The organism is Nocardia sp. CC227C, assembly GCF_030767025.1.
In the GTDB taxonomy this organism is placed as follows: domain Bacteria; phylum Actinomycetota; class Actinomycetes; order Mycobacteriales; family Mycobacteriaceae; genus Nocardia.
The window spans coordinates 605,161-620,266 of sequence record NZ_JASITE010000002.1 but is presented as its reverse complement, the minus strand read 5'-3'; the positions used below and the strand labels follow the sequence as shown (position 1 = coordinate 620,266).

The 15,106-nt window shown below is 68.1% G+C and carries 14 protein-coding genes; 10 read left to right on the top strand and 4 right to left on the bottom strand.

The annotated features are described in order from the left end of the window. The first annotated feature begins 388 nt into the window (after window positions 1-388). Both QMO76_RS05790 and QMO76_RS05785 read left to right on the top strand, forming a co-directional pair. Window positions 389-1,423, top strand: a complete 1,035-nt coding sequence (locus QMO76_RS05790; RefSeq protein WP_306360126.1) for an alpha/beta fold hydrolase — start codon at window positions 389-391, stop codon at window positions 1,421-1,423. Between the two features lie 25 nt (window positions 1,424-1,448). Beyond that, entirely contained in the window at window positions 1,449-2,144 is a 696-nt protein-coding gene (locus QMO76_RS05785) for a ferritin-like fold-containing protein (protein WP_306360125.1), read from the top strand. Between the two features lie 13 nt (window positions 2,145-2,157). On the opposite strand, the gene QMO76_RS05780 is transcribed toward QMO76_RS05785, so the two are convergent. After that, complete coding sequence (locus tag QMO76_RS05780) at window positions 2,158-3,012, bottom strand: glycosyltransferase family A protein (protein WP_306360124.1); 855 nt, start codon at window positions 3,010-3,012, stop codon at window positions 2,158-2,160. A gap of 151 nt (window positions 3,013-3,163) precedes the next feature. Here QMO76_RS05780 and QMO76_RS05775 point away from each other — a divergent pair, with 151 nt between their 5' ends. Both QMO76_RS05775 and QMO76_RS05770 read left to right on the top strand, forming a co-directional pair. Then, window positions 3,164-4,096 carry a glycosyltransferase family 2 protein gene (locus QMO76_RS05775; RefSeq protein ID WP_306360123.1) on the top strand — a complete coding sequence of 311 codons (933 nt, stop codon included), beginning with the start codon at window positions 3,164-3,166 and terminating at the stop codon, window positions 4,094-4,096. A gap of 123 nt (window positions 4,097-4,219) precedes the next feature. After that, on the top strand, window positions 4,220-4,447 hold the full coding sequence (locus QMO76_RS05770; RefSeq protein ID WP_029931622.1) for a DUF3107 domain-containing protein: 228 nt from the start codon (window positions 4,220-4,222) through the stop codon (window positions 4,445-4,447). A gap of 131 nt (window positions 4,448-4,578) precedes the next feature. Here the strand turns inward: QMO76_RS05770 and QMO76_RS05765 are convergent, their stop codons facing one another. Then, complete coding sequence (locus QMO76_RS05765; protein WP_306360122.1) at window positions 4,579-5,265, bottom strand: TetR/AcrR family transcriptional regulator; 687 nt, start codon at window positions 5,263-5,265, stop codon at window positions 4,579-4,581. 246 nt (window positions 5,266-5,511) lie between these two features. Between QMO76_RS05765 and QMO76_RS05760 the strand changes: the two genes are divergently transcribed. The 4 genes from QMO76_RS05760 (at window position 5,512) to QMO76_RS05745 (ending at window position 9,714) form a co-directional block, all read left to right on the top strand. Continuing rightward, window positions 5,512-6,666, top strand: coding sequence for a DUF3152 domain-containing protein (locus QMO76_RS05760; protein ID WP_372341908.1), 1,155 nt, complete (start codon window positions 5,512-5,514; stop codon window positions 6,664-6,666). Window positions 6,667-6,773: 107 nt separating this feature from the next. Continuing rightward, window positions 6,774-7,958 carry an adenylyltransferase/sulfurtransferase MoeZ gene (gene moeZ, locus QMO76_RS05755; RefSeq protein ID WP_306360121.1) on the top strand — a complete coding sequence of 395 codons (1,185 nt, stop codon included), beginning with the start codon at window positions 6,774-6,776 and terminating at the stop codon, window positions 7,956-7,958. Window positions 7,959-8,507: 549 nt separating this feature from the next. Continuing rightward, complete coding sequence (locus tag QMO76_RS05750) at window positions 8,508-9,359, top strand: TIGR02569 family protein (protein WP_282782501.1); 852 nt, start codon at window positions 8,508-8,510, stop codon at window positions 9,357-9,359. 61 nt (window positions 9,360-9,420) lie between these two features. Beyond that, on the top strand, window positions 9,421-9,714 hold the full coding sequence (locus QMO76_RS05745) for a hypothetical protein (RefSeq protein WP_306360120.1): 294 nt from the start codon (window positions 9,421-9,423) through the stop codon (window positions 9,712-9,714). Here the strand turns inward: QMO76_RS05745 and QMO76_RS05740 are convergent. Both QMO76_RS05740 and QMO76_RS05735 read right to left on the bottom strand, forming a co-directional pair. Continuing rightward, window positions 9,699-11,180, bottom strand: coding sequence for an MFS transporter (locus QMO76_RS05740; protein WP_306360119.1), 1,482 nt, complete (start codon window positions 11,178-11,180; stop codon window positions 9,699-9,701). The genes QMO76_RS05745 and QMO76_RS05740 overlap by 16 nt on opposite strands. A 188-nt stretch (window positions 11,181-11,368) precedes the next feature. Next, complete coding sequence (locus QMO76_RS05735; RefSeq protein WP_306360118.1) at window positions 11,369-12,040, bottom strand: FadR/GntR family transcriptional regulator; 672 nt, start codon at window positions 12,038-12,040, stop codon at window positions 11,369-11,371. Between the two features lie 65 nt (window positions 12,041-12,105). Here QMO76_RS05735 and QMO76_RS05730 point away from each other — a divergent pair, with 65 nt between their 5' ends. Further along, window positions 12,106-13,368: a CynX/NimT family MFS transporter gene (locus QMO76_RS05730; RefSeq protein WP_372341901.1), complete on the top strand. Its 1,263-nt coding sequence runs from the start codon at window positions 12,106-12,108 to the stop codon at window positions 13,366-13,368. A 256-nt stretch (window positions 13,369-13,624) separates the two neighbouring features. Next, on the top strand, window positions 13,625-15,088 hold the full coding sequence (locus QMO76_RS05725; RefSeq protein WP_306360117.1) for a NarK/NasA family nitrate transporter: 1,464 nt from the start codon (window positions 13,625-13,627) through the stop codon (window positions 15,086-15,088). Window positions 15,089-15,106 lie beyond the last annotated feature (18 nt).

The following is a 15,106-nucleotide window of genomic DNA, read 5'->3' as shown; positions in this document are numbered from 1 at the left end:
GTGACCGATTGCTGGCATCTACCTGGCGCGGCGCTCGGGATGACGTGGATCCGGTGCGCGCACATTTTCCAGGACTCCGGCGACCCCTGCCCGTTGCGGGTTCACGCGTGTGGGCAAACCAGGTCGGGCGAAAATTTCCGTTGTCCGGGGAGATTGTAGCGTGATACGGTCGTCCACTCTTTTTCCGCCACCGCAATTGTGCGGTTCTATTGCCGTATCCGCATGGTTGCTGTCCGCTTCAACCGGTGCGCCCGTTCCGCGTATTCCCGGCGGCAGGTGCTGCGGCGCAGCATAATTCGATCTTCCAGCGTGGTGATTCCGGCCGTTCGGCAGTTGAGTTCATCACATAGGTGATACACGCTGTACCGGCATGTGCGAAGTTGTGCGGGTGAGTTTGGCAGACACCGTGACCCTCGCCGCGCGCAATGCGTGGGCCCTGACCTTCGGCGCGGGCATCGAAGCCCCCGAGCCCACCCCGTCGACGGTGCTCGACGATCGGCCGCACCGTCTGCTGCACCGCTACGACGGCGCCGCCCCCGACGCCCCTGCCGTCCTGCTGGTGCCGCCGCTGGCCGCGCCCGCCTTCTGCTTCGATCTGCGGCCGGATCAGAGCCTGGTGCGCTTCCTGCTCGATTCCGGCCGCGCGCCCTATCTGGTCGACTACGGCGAGATCGGATACGCCGACCGCGGCATGGGCTTCGAGACCTGGATCGACGACATCCTGCCCGAGGCGATCCGCCGGGTGTCGGCCGATCGGGACGGGCGGCCGGTGGATCTGGTGGGCTGGTCCATCGGCGGGGTGCTGGAACTGCTGACGGCCGCCGCGGATCCGACGCTGCCGATCCGGTCCGTCACCGCCGTCGGCGCGCCGCTGAGCTACGACCACATGATCGGCATGCCGCAGCTGCGCCGGCTCGTCGAGGTGACCGGCGACCGGGCCGCCGTGGCCGCGGTCCGGCTGGCCGGCGGCGTGCCCGCCCCGCTGACCCGCATCGCCTACCGCGTCACCGCCTGGGAGCGCGAGGTGAAGCGTCCGTGGTTCATCGTCCGCAATCTCACCGACACCGCCACCCTGGCGCGCATGGAGACCATCGACCGCTTCCAGAACGCCCTGCCCGGCTATCCGGCGCGCTTCTACAACCAGCTGTGGCGGCGCTTCATGATGGCCGATGACATCGGCAAGGGGGTGGTGCGGCTGGGTGAGCGCCGGATCGCGCTGGCCGATATCACCGTCCCGGTCCTGTTGGTCGGCGGACCAGACGACGCCATCACCGCGGCCGCCGCCGTGCGCCACGGCACCCAGACCCTGACCGGTTCGCCGGAGGTTCGCTACGAGACGGCCCGCGGCAGCCACCTCGGCATCCTGCTCGCCCGCGACACCACGTGGACCTACCTCGACAAGTTCCTCCGCGACCTGCCCTGACGCGCCGGAAGCTAGGGTGTAGAGCATGGGAGCTGACACGTCTGCCGCGCTGGGTGTTTCGGAGGTTTCGGGAAAGGTCGCCGCGGACGATCCGGGGGTGATCGACCTGTTCGCGGTGCTCGCCTACGGCGAGATCTCCGCGTTCTACCGTTTGGCCGAGGAGGCCAAGCTGTCGCCGACCCTGCGGGGCAAGGTGGCCGTCGCCAAGATGGCGGGCGCGGAGATGGACCACTTCAAAACCCTGGAGAAGGCGCTGGCCGAGCGCGGGGTGGACGTCTTCGACGCCATGGCCCCGTTCGTGCGCGCCCTGGACGCCTACCACGCCTCCACCGACCCCTCCACCTGGCTGGAGTCGATGGTCAAGTTCTACGTCGGTGACGGCATCGCCGCCGACTTCTACACCGAGATCGCCGATGCGCTCGCTCCCGGGGTCGCCGAGGTGGTCCGCGACGTCCTCGCGGAGACCAGCCATTCCGAGTTCGTGGTGGAGGAGGTCCGCACCGCGGTGGCCCGGAACCGGTCCGAGCGCGACCGGCTCACCCTCTGGGGCCGCCGCCTGCTCGGCGAGGCCATCACGCAGGCCCAATACGTGATGGCTCAGCGCGACGAGCTCACCGATCTCGTGCTCACCGCCACCGGCGACCTGAACGGCATCGCCACCCTCTTCGAGCGCATGCAGAACAGCCACACCGAGCGCATGACCGTACTCGGATTGGGCTGAGCGCGAACGGCGGTCAGCGCGGGCCGACCGGGGAGATCCGCTCCGCCCCCGGCCGCAGGCTGAACCGCCGCCGCCGGAAGTCCCACCAGCGGTAGATCGGCCATTGCGCGGTGTGCCCCAGCCATGCCGTGATGATCATGATCCGGTGCAGCGGGCGCACGATGAACCCGTGCTCCTCGATGGTGCGCAGGCCGAGTTGCTGATATCGCCACCAGCGCAGGGGACCGGTGCGTCGTCGGCGCGCGGAGGTCCGCGCCCGCAGCCGGGTCGGCTGGTCGATGCGTAGTCCCCGTTTCGACAGGCACAGCGCCAGATCCAGGTCGTCGACCACGTCCACGCGTACGCGGGTGTCGTCGCGGACCTCGAGCCAGGCGTCGCGTCGGATGGCCATATTCGGCCCGTACAGGTTTCCCACCTGTCCGCCGAGCACGCCGAGCCGCAGCAGCAGCCGCTGCCCCGACCACAGCAGGAATCCGATCGGCGAATCGTGATAGGTGCACAGTCCGGTGACGGCGGCGGTCTCGGGATGCTCGGCGAGGAAGTCGAGGATCGTGCGGGCCCAGTCCGGGGCCACGAGCGTATCCGCGTCGGTGCGTGCGATCACGTCGCCGCGGGCCTTGTCGAAGCCGCAGTTGCGCGCCGCCGCGATACCTCGGGTCGGCTCGTGCACGAGTGCGAGTTTCGGGTGGTGTTCGGCGATCCGGTGCACGATGTCGGTGGTGGCGTCGTCGCTGCCGTTGTCGACGACGATGATCTCGTCGATCTCCGCCTGGGGGAGCAGGCGTTCGAGCGTCCGGCCGATCGACGCGGCCTCGTTGAGGGCTGGAATGACCACCGACAGGGTCTGCCGGGGGGTGGGATGTGGCATCAGGGTGTCCGTTTCGCTATCCCAGGTGTCGACTCAGCGCTCGATCCTCGCAGGGTTCGAGCCGTCGCGCATCCCCAGGAATGGGAAATCCCACCCGTCGCGCACTCGGCGAATATCATTGCGTCGCATCGCCGTTGAGTGGTGCGCACCTGTGACCGAAGCGCTGAGAGCGGATTTCATGAACAACGCACCACCACCGACCGCGCGCACACCCGAGCTGGTGTCGATCATCATCCCGGTCCACAACGGGCTGCCCGATCTCGACGAACAGTTGAGCGGGCTGGCGGAGCAGGATTACCCCGGCCGGTTCGAGGTGCTGGTCAGCGACAACGGGTCCACCGACGGCCTGCGTGCGCACATCGCGAATCATCCGGTGCGCGAACGGCTGACGCTGCGCTATATCGACAGCTCCGCGAGACCGGGCGCGCCGTTCGCCCGCAACAACGCGGCGGCGGTCGCCGAGGGCGACTTCCTGGTGTTCATCGACCAGGACGACCGCGTCTACCCCCATTGGCTCGGCGCGCTGGTCCGGGCCGCCGCCGACTACGACGCGGTGGGCGGGTCGATCGAGGCGGACACGCTCAACGACCGCGGGTCCGCCACCTGGCGGCCCGTGCCCGCGCCCGCCGAGGGCTTCGCCACCCACTGGCTGCCGTTCGCGAACGGGAACAATACGGCCTACTGGCGCACGGCCTTCGAGAAGATCGGCGGTTACGACGAGAAACTGACCACCGGCGGCGACGACGTCGACATCTCGTGGCGGGTGCAGCAGGCCGGGCTTTCGTTCGGGCACGCTCCGGACGCGCTGATCGCCTACCGCCTGCGCGGGGAGGTGCGGGCCGCGTGGCGACAGTGCGTCGGCTACGGATACGGCTACGCCGAGGTGTGCGTCAAACACCGCCCCCTCGGCTGTCCGCGGATTCCGGTGCGCGCCGCCCTCACCTCGCTCGCGGTGGCGGTGCTGTGCAATCCGCTGAACCCGTTCACCCGCCGCCTGGTCCCGCCCGGGCTGTGGATCATGCACACCGCCGGTCTGGTCGGTCGGCTGCGCGCGAACCTGCGCTACCGGACCTATACCGGCTGAGCGGGACCGGCCGTGGTGGGCGCACACTGTTCGCTGACAGCGCAGGGCGGTCCCTGACGGACCCGTCGCGGCCTGCATTAGCCTGGTTCGGACAGCACAGGACACTACGTTCGGAGGTTGGCCGTGGAGGTCAAGATCGGTATTTCGGATAGCCCGCGTGAACTGGTGATCGCCAGCTCGCAGACCCCCGAAGAGGTCGAGGCGCTGGTGACCGGTGCGCTGCAGGGCGACGGCGGCGTGGTCGCGCTGGTCGACGAGAAGGGCCGCAAGTACCTGATCCAGGCCGCGAAGGTCGCCTACGTCGAGATCGGCACCTCCACCAGCGGCCGCGTCGGCTTCGCCGCGGTCTAGCAGCAATCATGACGATGCCCCGTCGAGAATCTCGACGGGGCAACTGATTTCGCGAGGGTCCGGGTGTACACCGGGAGTCGCGGTCGCCGTCGACCGTGGGCACGCGTGCACGACGGTCGACGGCTGTCCGGCTATCCGCCGAAGTCGCGCAGCGGCGGGGAAGCGTGCAGGGGGACGTGCTTCAGGCCGCCCCAGCACAGGGCGACGGTGGTGTCGACCGCTTCTTCCTTGGGAATGGGCCGGTCCGCCTCCAGCCAGTAGCGGGCGCTGAACTGGCTCGCGCCGACCAGGCCGACCGCCAGCACCCGGGCGCGGTAGGGGTCCAGCCCGGAATCGTGGGCGACCAGGTCGAAGACCGCGTCCACGCACGCCTCGGTGGCCTGTTCGACCCGTCGCTGCACCTGCGGTTCGCTGGTGAGGTCGGATTCGAAGACCAGCCGGAAACCCTGGGTCTCGTGGTCGACGAAGTCGAAGTACGCGTGCACGGCGGCCTTGACGCGCTGCTTGTTGTCGGTGGTGGAGCGCAGTGCCTGCCGCACGCTCGACACCAGGGCGTCCACATAGTTCTGCAGCACCGCCAGATACAGTTCCAGCTTGGATGAGAAGTGCTGGTACAGCACCGGTTTGCTGACGCCGGCGCACTGCGAGATCTCATCCATGCCCGCGGCGTGATAGCCGCGCATCACGAAGACCTCACTGGCGGCGGCGAGTAGCTGAGCGCGGCGGGCGTCACGGGGCAGGCGGGTTCCGCGCTTACTCGGCGCCATGGCCTCGGACGAACTGCGGCGCGCAGTCATCCGGTCCACGAGGTCTGTCATTATCCGATCTCCCAGTTGATTCCCGGACGTGGAGGATGTGCGCCGGGTATCCATCGAACGATACTCGCACGGGACACCGCGGGCGATCCTGGTTCCGATTTTTGGTGTGCTGGATGTTGTCGCGCGTCACAGTATGTAAGAACGACTACCGCTTTGTGAGATCTGCCGCAATCTTCGGGTGAGATATATCGCAGCGTCACAGTGGGCCGTGCGGCCCGTCCAGCCGGGTTGTGCCGCTGTGAGACGCTGGAGTGCGTGACCGACCATGGGGGCAGATATTCCGGCGGGCGCGATTCACGCCGCCCCGTGGGAGCTGCCACGCCGCGCGCTCTCGGCGGCTCGAAACGCAAAGGCAAACCGACCGGGCCGGTTTATGACCCGCTGGGGCTCTATTCCGGCGATGGCGGCGTCACCGCGCGCAGCGCCGACGACGAGGGGCCGCCGCTCCCGCATCCCTATCAGCCGCTGCGGGCCCGCTGGGATCCGACCGCACCGCCGGAGGACGCCCGCCATCGCTCCAGACCGCAGCGTGCGACCAAGAAACAGAGCGCGCTGGGCCGTTTCGTCTCCACCTACGGCTGGCGCGCCTACGCATTGCCGGTGTTGTTGTTGATCACGATTCTGGTGGTCTGGGACGCGGTGCGCGGCGGCGGGCAGAGTGCCGGGTCGGCGCCCGGTTTCGGGCGATTGAGCGAGCGGTCCGAGGAAACGGGTATTTACGGCGCACCACCCAAAGGCGACGGGAAATTCGCCGCCGACCTCCCCACCGGCGCATTGCCCGACGGCGGCCCCTACGCGGTGCGCGGCGCGGGCACCTGGCACGTGGTGCCGGGCACCACGCAACAGGTAGGCACCGGCACCGAACGGGTATTCGTCTACACCGTCGAAATCGAGGACGGAATGGACACCGCCGGAATCGGCGGCGACGAATCGGTGGCCGCCATGGTGGAGGCCACGCTCGCCAATCCCAAGAGCTGGACCCATGATCCGCGCTTCGGCTTCCGCCGTGTCGATTCCGGCGAACCGGATTTCCGCATATCCCTCACCTCCCGCGAAACCACTCGCACCGCGTGCGGATTCGAGATCCCCATCGATTCCTCCTGCTACAACTCCGATCTGGGCCGCGTGGTGCTGTCGGAGGTGCGCTGGGTGCGCGGGGCGCTGTCCTACGAGGGCGATATCGGCTCGTATCGGCAATACCTGGTCAATCACGAGGTCGGCCACGCCATCGGCTACCACGAGCATCAGCCGTGCGAGACCGACGGCGGCCTGGCCCCGGTGATGATGCAGCAGACCTTCGGCATCGAGAACAACGAGATCGCCGCACTAGATCCGCACGGGGTGGTGCCCATGGACGGCAAGAAGTGCCGCTTCAACCCCTGGCCGTATCCGCGCGGCTAGTGCCGCCTAGGCTGGGGAAGAACGCCCCGGTCCGCCGTGTTGCACTACGGTGTGCTGCCGTGTCGCGGCAGGCGTGATCGGTGAATTCGATTCGAGGAGTCCAGGACGTGTCATCCACCAAGTCCCTGCCGCCGCTCGTCGAGCCGGCCGCGGAGCTGACCCGGGACGAGGTCGCCCGCTACAGCCGCCACTTGATCATCCCGGATCTGGGCGTGGACGGGCAGAAACGCCTGAAGAACGCCAAGGTGCTGGTGATCGGTGCGGGTGGGCTCGGCTCCCCGGCCCTGCTGTATCTGGCCGCCGCGGGTGTGGGCACCCTCGGCATCGTGGAGTTCGACGAGGTCGACGCCTCGAACCTGCAACGGCAGATCATCCACGGCGAGTCCGATATCGGCCGGTCCAAGGCCGATTCGGCGCGCGAGTCCATTCTGGAGATCAACTCGGGCATCACGGTGAATCTGCACAAGATCCGCCTGGAACCCGAGAACGCGGTGGACCTGTTCGGCGAATACGACCTGATCGTGGACGGCACCGACAACTTCGCCACCCGCTACCTGGTCAACGATGCCGCCGTACTGGCCGGGAAGCCGTACGTGTGGGGTTCGATCTACCGCTTCGAGGGCCAGGTCTCGGTCTTCTGGGAGGACGCCCCGGACGGGCGCGGCATCAACTACCGCGATCTGTACCCCGAGGCCCCGCCGCCGGGCATGGTGCCCTCCTGCGCCGAGGGCGGCGTGCTCGGCGTGCTGTGCGCCTCCATCGGGTCGATCATGGTCACCGAGGCCATCAAGCTGCTGACCGGCATGGGTGACCCGCTGCTGGGCCGGCTCATGGTCTACGACGCACTGGACATGACCTACCGCACCATCAAGCTGCGCCGCGACCCGGACCGCCAGCCGATCACCGAGCTCATCGACTACGACGCCTTCTGCGGCGTGGTGTCGGAGGAGGGCCAGGCGGCGGCCATCGGTTCCACCGTCACCGCGCGCGAGCTCAAGGACATGCTGGACGCGGGCAAGCCCGTCGCCGTCGTCGACGTGCGCGAGCCGGTGGAATGGGACATCGTCCACATCGAGGGCGCGACCCTCATCCCCAAGGACCGCATCCTCTCCGGCGAGGCCCTCGCCGAACTCCCGCAGAACACCCCCATCACCCTGTACTGCAAGACCGGCATCCGCTCCGCCGAGGCCCTCGCCGCCCTGAAGAACGCGGGCTTCTCCGACGCCACCCACCTCCAGGGCGGCATCGTCGCCTGGGCCAACCAGGTCGACACCTCCCTGCCGGTGTACTGACCCCGCCCGCCCGGCCCGCCGATCCCGCACGCCCTGCGGCCGATCACCCGGGCCGGGCGCGCACGATCGCTCGGTGAGCGGGAGAGCCCTGAGGTCGATGGCGGATCTTCACACCGCTCGGGTGCGTAGAACGCCATCCCGCCGCCCCACACCCGCGACTCAGCGCTGAAGCAGACGCACCCGGGCAGCGTCATCGGCACGGTGCGCACCGGCGGCCGCCGGTTCCGGAAACCGGAGTACACCCGGGTGGTGCCGTCCGGCGTCCCGCCCTCGCGGTAGTAGCGAAACCGCGCGGTCAGCAGATTCGACCCGTACGCGGCGTACCAGACCAGGGTGTCACCGTCCGGGCCGAGGTCGTGGCCGTTCGTGGGCACCCTCCATCGTGCGGTCTGGAGCGGTTCGGCGCTATCGGGGCCGGTATCGGGCGCTGACCGCGCGCTGCCGGACATTGCGGTCACAGTGCGATTGCGTGCAGGTTCCGACCGGGCGGTGTGTCCGGTGTGGCTCCGTTTTTCGGTTCCGTTGCGCGGGTACGGTACGCGCGTGACCATGACTGCTGTGGAACCTCCCGAGCATGTTCGCGCCACCTTCGGGCTGCGCGAGGTGGTGCCGGTTCCGCTGGGGACCTGGGACGGCGGCTGGCGCTGCGCGGATGTGGTGCTCAGCCCGGTGACCGATCACGCCCGGGCGGCCTGGAGCGCGAAGGTGCGGGAGGGGCTGCGGGTGGACGGGTTGCGCCTGGCACGGCCGGTGCGCGCCACCGACGGCCGCTATGTCGTCTCCGGATGGCGCGCGGACACCTTCCTGGACGGGGTGCCCGAACCGCGCCACGACGAGGTGGTGTCGGTCTCGCTGCGACTACACCAGGCGACCGCGCAGTTGGAGCGTCCGCGTTTCCTGGCGCAGCCGCCGATCGCGCCCTGGGTGGACGTGGACGTCTTCGTGGCCGCCGACCGCGCCGCCTGGGAGGCGGTGCCGCTGCGCAGCCTGAAGATCGGCGGCATGCTGCCCGCCACCTCCCCGGACGGGGAGCGCAGCCTGGAGCTGATCGGCCAGCTGGCCACCCTCCGCAAGCCGGTGACCGCGGCCCCGCAGCTGGTGCACGGCGACCTGTTCGGCACCGTGCTGTTCTCCGGTTCGTTCGCTCCGGGGCTGACCGACATCACCCCCTACTGGCGGCCGCCGTCCTGGGCCGCCGCCGTGATCGTGGTGGACGCGCTGTCCTGGGGCGGTGCGGACGACGGTCTGCTGGAGCGGTGGTCGAGCCTGCCCGAATGGCCGCAGATGCTGGTCCGCGCGGTCATGTTCCGCCTCGCGGTGCACGCCCTGCACCCGCGCTCCACCCCGGAAGCCTTCCCGGGCCTGAACCACACCGCCGACATGATCCGACTGCTGCTCTGACCACAGGGCGTGCGCCTGGTCCCAGCATTCACCGATTATCTTGCGCCACCACGTGTTCGGCGTGAGCGCCCCGGCCCGTGTGGTGGTGGCGATACCGACGATCAGCGCCGCCGCGCAGCACACGGTGAGGGTCGGACCGCTGATGGTGGCGGGCCGCTCGAACGCCTCCGCCGAGCTGAGCGCCGAGGTCACGCCGCAACGCCCGCCCCGTCGAGGGTTCGACGGGACGGGCATTGCCGAATCACGGGGCGGGGCGGCCAACGAGGGGGAGGCGACGGCCGCCGCCGCGCCCGGATATGTGATACGGACGCACTTCGTATCACACGTCGGGGCTGGCGATCACACGCTCGCGTAGGCCAGGGAGGGAGCCTGCTGGACCGCGAACGAGGTGCGCAGGTAGTACCACCAGGTGACACCGGCCATCACCAGGAAGGCCGCCGCGTAACCCCAGAAGGCGGGCGCCATGCTGCCGAAGTTGGTATTCGCCAGGCGCAGCGCCTGCTGGAGCAGGAAGCCGCCGAACGCGCCCACCGCGCCGATCACGCCGATCGCGGCTCCGGCCTGTCGTTTGGCCGAAGCGGTCATCTCCTCGACGCTCATGCCGAGTTCCTCGGCGCGTTTCTTGGTCTCGGCGCTGAAGATCATCGGGATCATCCGGTAGGTGGAGCCGTTGCCGATGCCGGTCAGCACGAACAGCGCCAGGAAGGACAGCAGGTACAGCGGGAAGCTGTGCAGTTCCAGCGACGCCATGATGCAGGCGATGCCCACCGCCATGCTGACGAACACCCACAGGGTGATCTTGGCGCCGCCACCGATGCGGTCGGAGAGCCAGCCGCCGAACGGCCGCGTGAACGAGCCGACCAGTGCGCCCAGGAAGGCGAGGTTGCCCAGCGCGACCAGGAGGCCGACATCCTTCAGTTCGGGGAAGTTGGCCTTGATCAGGGTGGGGAAGGCGAACGAGAAGCCGATGAAGGAACCGAAGGTGCCGATGTAGAGGAACGCCATCACCCAGGTCTGCTTGTTGGTCATGGCCAGCTTGTAGGACTGCCCGTCCGGCTTGGCGGCGGTGATGCTGTCCATGTAGCGCAGCGCGGAGAACACGGCCAAGGCGATGAACGGCACCCAGAACAGTGCGGCCAGGGTGAGTCCGAGGCGGTATCCGGCCGGGTCCTTGGCCAGGATGGTGGTGCCGAGGGCGATGAGCAGCGGCAGCGCGAGCTGTGTCACGGCGACGCCGAGGTTGCCGCCCGCGGCGTTGATGCCGAGCGCGGTGCCCTTCTTGCCTTCGGGGAAGAAGAAGGAGATGTTCGCCATCGACGAGGAGAAGTTGCCGCCACCGAAACCGGCCAGCGCGGCCAGGATCAGGAAGACCGCCATGGGGGTGTCGGGCCGGTTGATGAAGAAGGCCAGGCCCAGGGTGGGGATCAGCAGCATGCCCGCGCTGAACGCGGTGAAGGCCCGCCCGCCGAACTTGGGAATCGCGAAGGTGTAGGGCACGCGCAGCGCCGCGCCGATCAGCACGGGCGCGGAGGTGAGCAGCAGGGCGTTGGATACGGCCTGCGGGTTCTTGTCACCGAGGCCCTGCATGAATGCGAAGCCCGCGTTACCCATATTGGTGACGACGATTGTCCAGATCACCCAGACGTTGAATCCGAGATGTTCGGACAACACCGAGAAGGTCAAATTCTTCCAGGCGGTCCGTTTTCCGCCGTTCTCCCAGAATTCCTCGTTGTCCGGCTCCCAGTGATCGAGCCAACGGCCTCGCTTCTGATACTGGAAAGTGTTCGTTTCCGGCGTTTCGGGCGCGGCTGTGGATGTCATGGACGCATTCCTCTCGAGATGTGACCAGCCCTCATCGGGAACTCCGGGTGCCGGTGAGAAAATCGGCCCGGAACGGTTCCTCGCGGTCGCATCCACCGTACGAATCACCCGTTACAACGACGTCGCTTTCGGTGACAACCGGAGTAATTCCGGCTCACTTCTCGCACATCGCGGTGGTGACCTGTCGGTTACCTGACGTCCGGATACTCCGCGAGCAGGGTCGACAGGAAGCAGTCCGCGGCGGCGGCGGCGCGTTCGGGATCGCCCGCGATCACGGCCTCCACCAGTTCGACGTGTTCGGCCTCGAAGGAGCCGCCGGATTTCGCTGTCCGGGAGCGGATTCCGGCTTCGATGACCGGGAGCAGGGAATCGTAGAACTCCAGGTATACGGCATTGTGGCTGGCCGCGACGATGGCGCGGTGCAGCTGTAGGTCGGCCTCGATGGCGACGGGATTGTCGTCGTCCCAGGAGAGTCGCCGTTCTTCCAGCAGCCGCCGCAGGTCGGCGATATCGGCCTCGTCGCGGCGTTTGGCGGCCAGGGCGGCCGCGGTGGTGTCCAGGGCGCGGCGCAGCTCGAGGATGTCGCGTTCCTGGGCGTCGGCGAAGTACTGGTTCAGCGTCGCGCCGAGGTTCGAGGTGGAGATGACATAGGTCCCGGAGCCTTGGCGGCGCTCCAGCATGCCCGCGTGCACGAGCGCCTGGACGGCCTCGCGCACGGTATTGCGGCCGGTTCCGGTGAGCTCGGTGAGCTCCGGTTCTGTGGGGATGCGGGAGCCGACGGGCCAACGGCCGGAACGGATTTCGGCACGAAGCTGCTCGGTCACCTGGGCGATGAGGCTCGTGCGCCGGACTGGTTGCACGCATGACAGCGTACCGTGCCTCACATTCGTTGCATCACATCATCGGGTCATCCTATGATTTCTCGGTGACTGCGACCCTGGATGAGACGACCCTCGTGGTCGGAGACCGACCGACAATCGACCGCATCGCCAAGCGCCACCTCACCGAGGGGCGCTTGCTCGTGCTGGCGGCGATCGTCATGTCGGCGCTCACGCTGCGCGTCGCCGTCACCGCCTTCACGCCGCTGGCCACCCAGATCGGGGAGGACATCGGCTACTCGACGGCGATCATCGGCGTGTTCGGCATGATCCCGACCGCCATGTTCGCCGTCGCCGGGCTGCTGACCCCCGTCCTGGTGCGCCGCTTCGGCCTGGAGAGCACCGCGCTCATCGCCATGCTCATGACCGGCGTCGGTTCGGCGATCCGCGCGCTGGTGCCGCAGACCTGGGAGCTGCTGGCCTTCTCCGCGCTGGCGCTGACCGGTATGGGCATCGGCAATGTGGTGATTCCGCCGCTGGTCAAGCGCTACTTCCCGGATCGGCTGGCGCTGCTGTCCTCGGTCTACATCGTCATGGTGCAGCTGGGCACGGTGATTCCGGCGCTGGTCGCGGTCCCGGTGGCCGAGGCGCACGGCTGGCGGATCTCGCTGGGCCTGTGGGCGCTGCTCGGATTCGCCGCCGCGCTGCCCTGGCTGGGAGTGCTGCGTGACCGGCGCGGTCACGCCAAGGCCGATGTCACCGCCCTGCCGACCACGGCGCAACCCGATGGCAAGGTGTGGCGCTCGCCGGTGGCCTGGGGGATGGCCTTCATGTTCGGCATGACCTCGCTGATCACCTATTCGGTGTTCACCTGGCTGCCGACGATCCTGCACGACGCCGGGGCGAGCCTGGCCTACGGCGGCAGCATGGTGGGCGTCTTCGCGCTCATCGGCCTGGTGGCGGCGCTGGGCGCGCCGCTGGTGGTGGGCCGGGTGGCGAATCCCTTCCCGGTCGCCGTCGTCTGCGCGCTGTGCTACTTCGTCGGTTTCGCCGGTCTGCTGATCGCGCCCATGACCGCGACGCTGGTGTGGGTGCTGCTGCTCGGCCTGGGGCCGTCGACCTTCCCGATGGCGCTGACCCTGATCAATATGCGCACCCGCACGTCCGCCGGTTCGGCCTCGCTGTCGGGGTTCACCCAGGGTGTCGGCTACACCGTGGCATGTGTCGGCCCGGTGGTCTTCGGCCTGCTGCATTCGGCGACCGGGGGCTGGAAGATTCCGTTCGCCATGCTGTCGGTCGCGGTGTTCGCCATGCTGGCCGGTGCGTGGCACGCCTGCAAGCCGCGCATGCTCGAAGACAGCTGGAATTGATTCACCGCTCGAGTTGCCGACTCGTGAGGTATCGGAGATGCTGGTGACGGCCATCTCACCTCACGGTCGGCCATTCGGGATTTCCGTGTTCTGTGACACGCGGAAACCGTTGTGTCACATGGGCGAAACATAGCGGTAGTTCTCACGGCCGAATCCGGAGAATCGTGAGCAACCGTTGATTCTCCGGTCATTTGGCGCAGCATTCGCGCAATACCGGTTTCCTACCTTGGGGCCTATCCAGATTTCAGGAGGCCCCTTGTTCCGCACGTTGACGCGCAATCACGACATCGAGCACTGGGATGCCGAGGACGTCGCCGCTTGGGAGGCGGGCGGCAAGGACATCGCCAAGCGCAATCTGATCTGGTCGGTCTTCGCCGAGCACATCGGGTTCTCGGTGTGGTCGATCTGGTCGGTCATGGTGCTGTTCATGCCGACCGAGCAGTTCGGCATCGACACCGCCGGCAAGTTCTTCCTCGGTGCGGTCCCCACGCTGGTGGGCGGCATCATGCGCATTCCGTACACCGTCGCCACCGCGAAGTTCGGCGGTCGCAACTGGACCATCTTCAGCGCGCTGGCGCTGCTGGTGCCGCTGCTGCTGACCCTGTACTTCGTCAACCAGCCCGGCACCTCGTACACCACGTTCCTGATCGTGGCGGCGTTCGCGGGCCTGGGCGGCGGCAACTTCTCGTCGTCGATGTCGAATATCAACGTCTTCTACCCGCAGCGGCTCAAGGGCTGGGCGCTGGGCATGAACGCGGGCGGCGGCAATATCGGCGTGCCGGTGATCCAGCTGATCGGCCTGGCGGTCATCGCGACCCTGGGCAACGCCTACGGCAGTGCCTCGGTGGTCTGCGTGGTGTACCTGATCGCGGTCGTGGTGGCGGCGCTGGGTGCGGCGCTCTACATGGACAACGTGAAGAACCAGAAGGCCGATATGTCCTTCATGATCACGGCGCTGCGGGTGCCGCAGTCGTGGGCCATCGCCTTCCTCTACATCGGCACCTTCGGCTCGTTCATCGGCTACAGCTTCGCCTTCGCGCAGGTATTGCAAATCAACTTCAAGGCGGGCGGGGCCACCCCGGCGCAGGCCGCGCTGCACGCGGCGTCCATCGCCTTCATCGGTCCGCTGCTGGGTTCGCTGGCCCGCCCCTACGGCGGCAAGTGGGCCGACCGCATCGGCGGCAGCCTGGTGACCCTGTACATGTTCGGCGCGATGACCGCGGCCACCGTGGTGGTGGCGAGCTCGAGCGCCCTCGGCGACGGCGCGGGCGGCCTGACCGGCGGCGTGCTCGGGGCCATGATCTTCGGCTTCGTGGCGCTGTTCATCATCTCGGGCCTGGCCAACGGCGCGGTCACCAAGATCATCCCGTCGGTGTTCGAGGCGAAGTCGCGCAGCCTGCCCGGTGACGCGAAGTCCCGCACGCAGTGGGCGCAGAACACCTCGGGCGCGCTCATCGGCTTCGTCGGCGCCATCGGCACGCTCGGCGGCGTCGGCATCAACCTGGCGCTGCGCTCCTCGTACGCCGCCACCGACTCCGCCACCACCGCGTTCTGGGCGTTCATGGTCTTCTACGTGGTGTGCGCGGCGGTCTGCTGGGCCGTATTCCTGCGCCGCCCGACCCCCGGCCGCGATGTGGTCGCCGAGGCCGAGGCGCTGGTATTGGCGGCCGAATCCGACTCCGCCACCACTTCGTCCACGTCCACGTCGGCGCGAGCCTGACCGGAACCCACCCACCGA

What these genes read in the sequence shown, in the direction of transcription:
- QMO76_RS05785 (WP_306360125.1), top strand. Translation starts at nt 1,449, where the DNA reads ATGGGAGCTGACACGTCTGCCGCGCTGGGTGTTTCGGAGGTTTCGGGA.
- QMO76_RS05780 (WP_306360124.1), bottom strand. Translation starts at nt 3,012, where the DNA reads ATGCCACATCCCACCCCCCGGCAGACCCTGTCGGTGGTCATTCCAGCC.
- QMO76_RS05750 (WP_282782501.1), top strand. Translation starts at nt 8,508, where the DNA reads ATGACTGCTGTGGAACCTCCCGAGCATGTTCGCGCCACCTTCGGGCTG.
- QMO76_RS05765 (WP_306360122.1), bottom strand. Translation starts at nt 5,265, where the DNA reads ATGACAGACCTCGTGGACCGGATGACTGCGCGCCGCAGTTCGTCCGAG.
- QMO76_RS05740 (WP_306360119.1), bottom strand. Translation starts at nt 11,180, where the DNA reads ATGACATCCACAGCCGCGCCCGAAACGCCGGAAACGAACACTTTCCAG.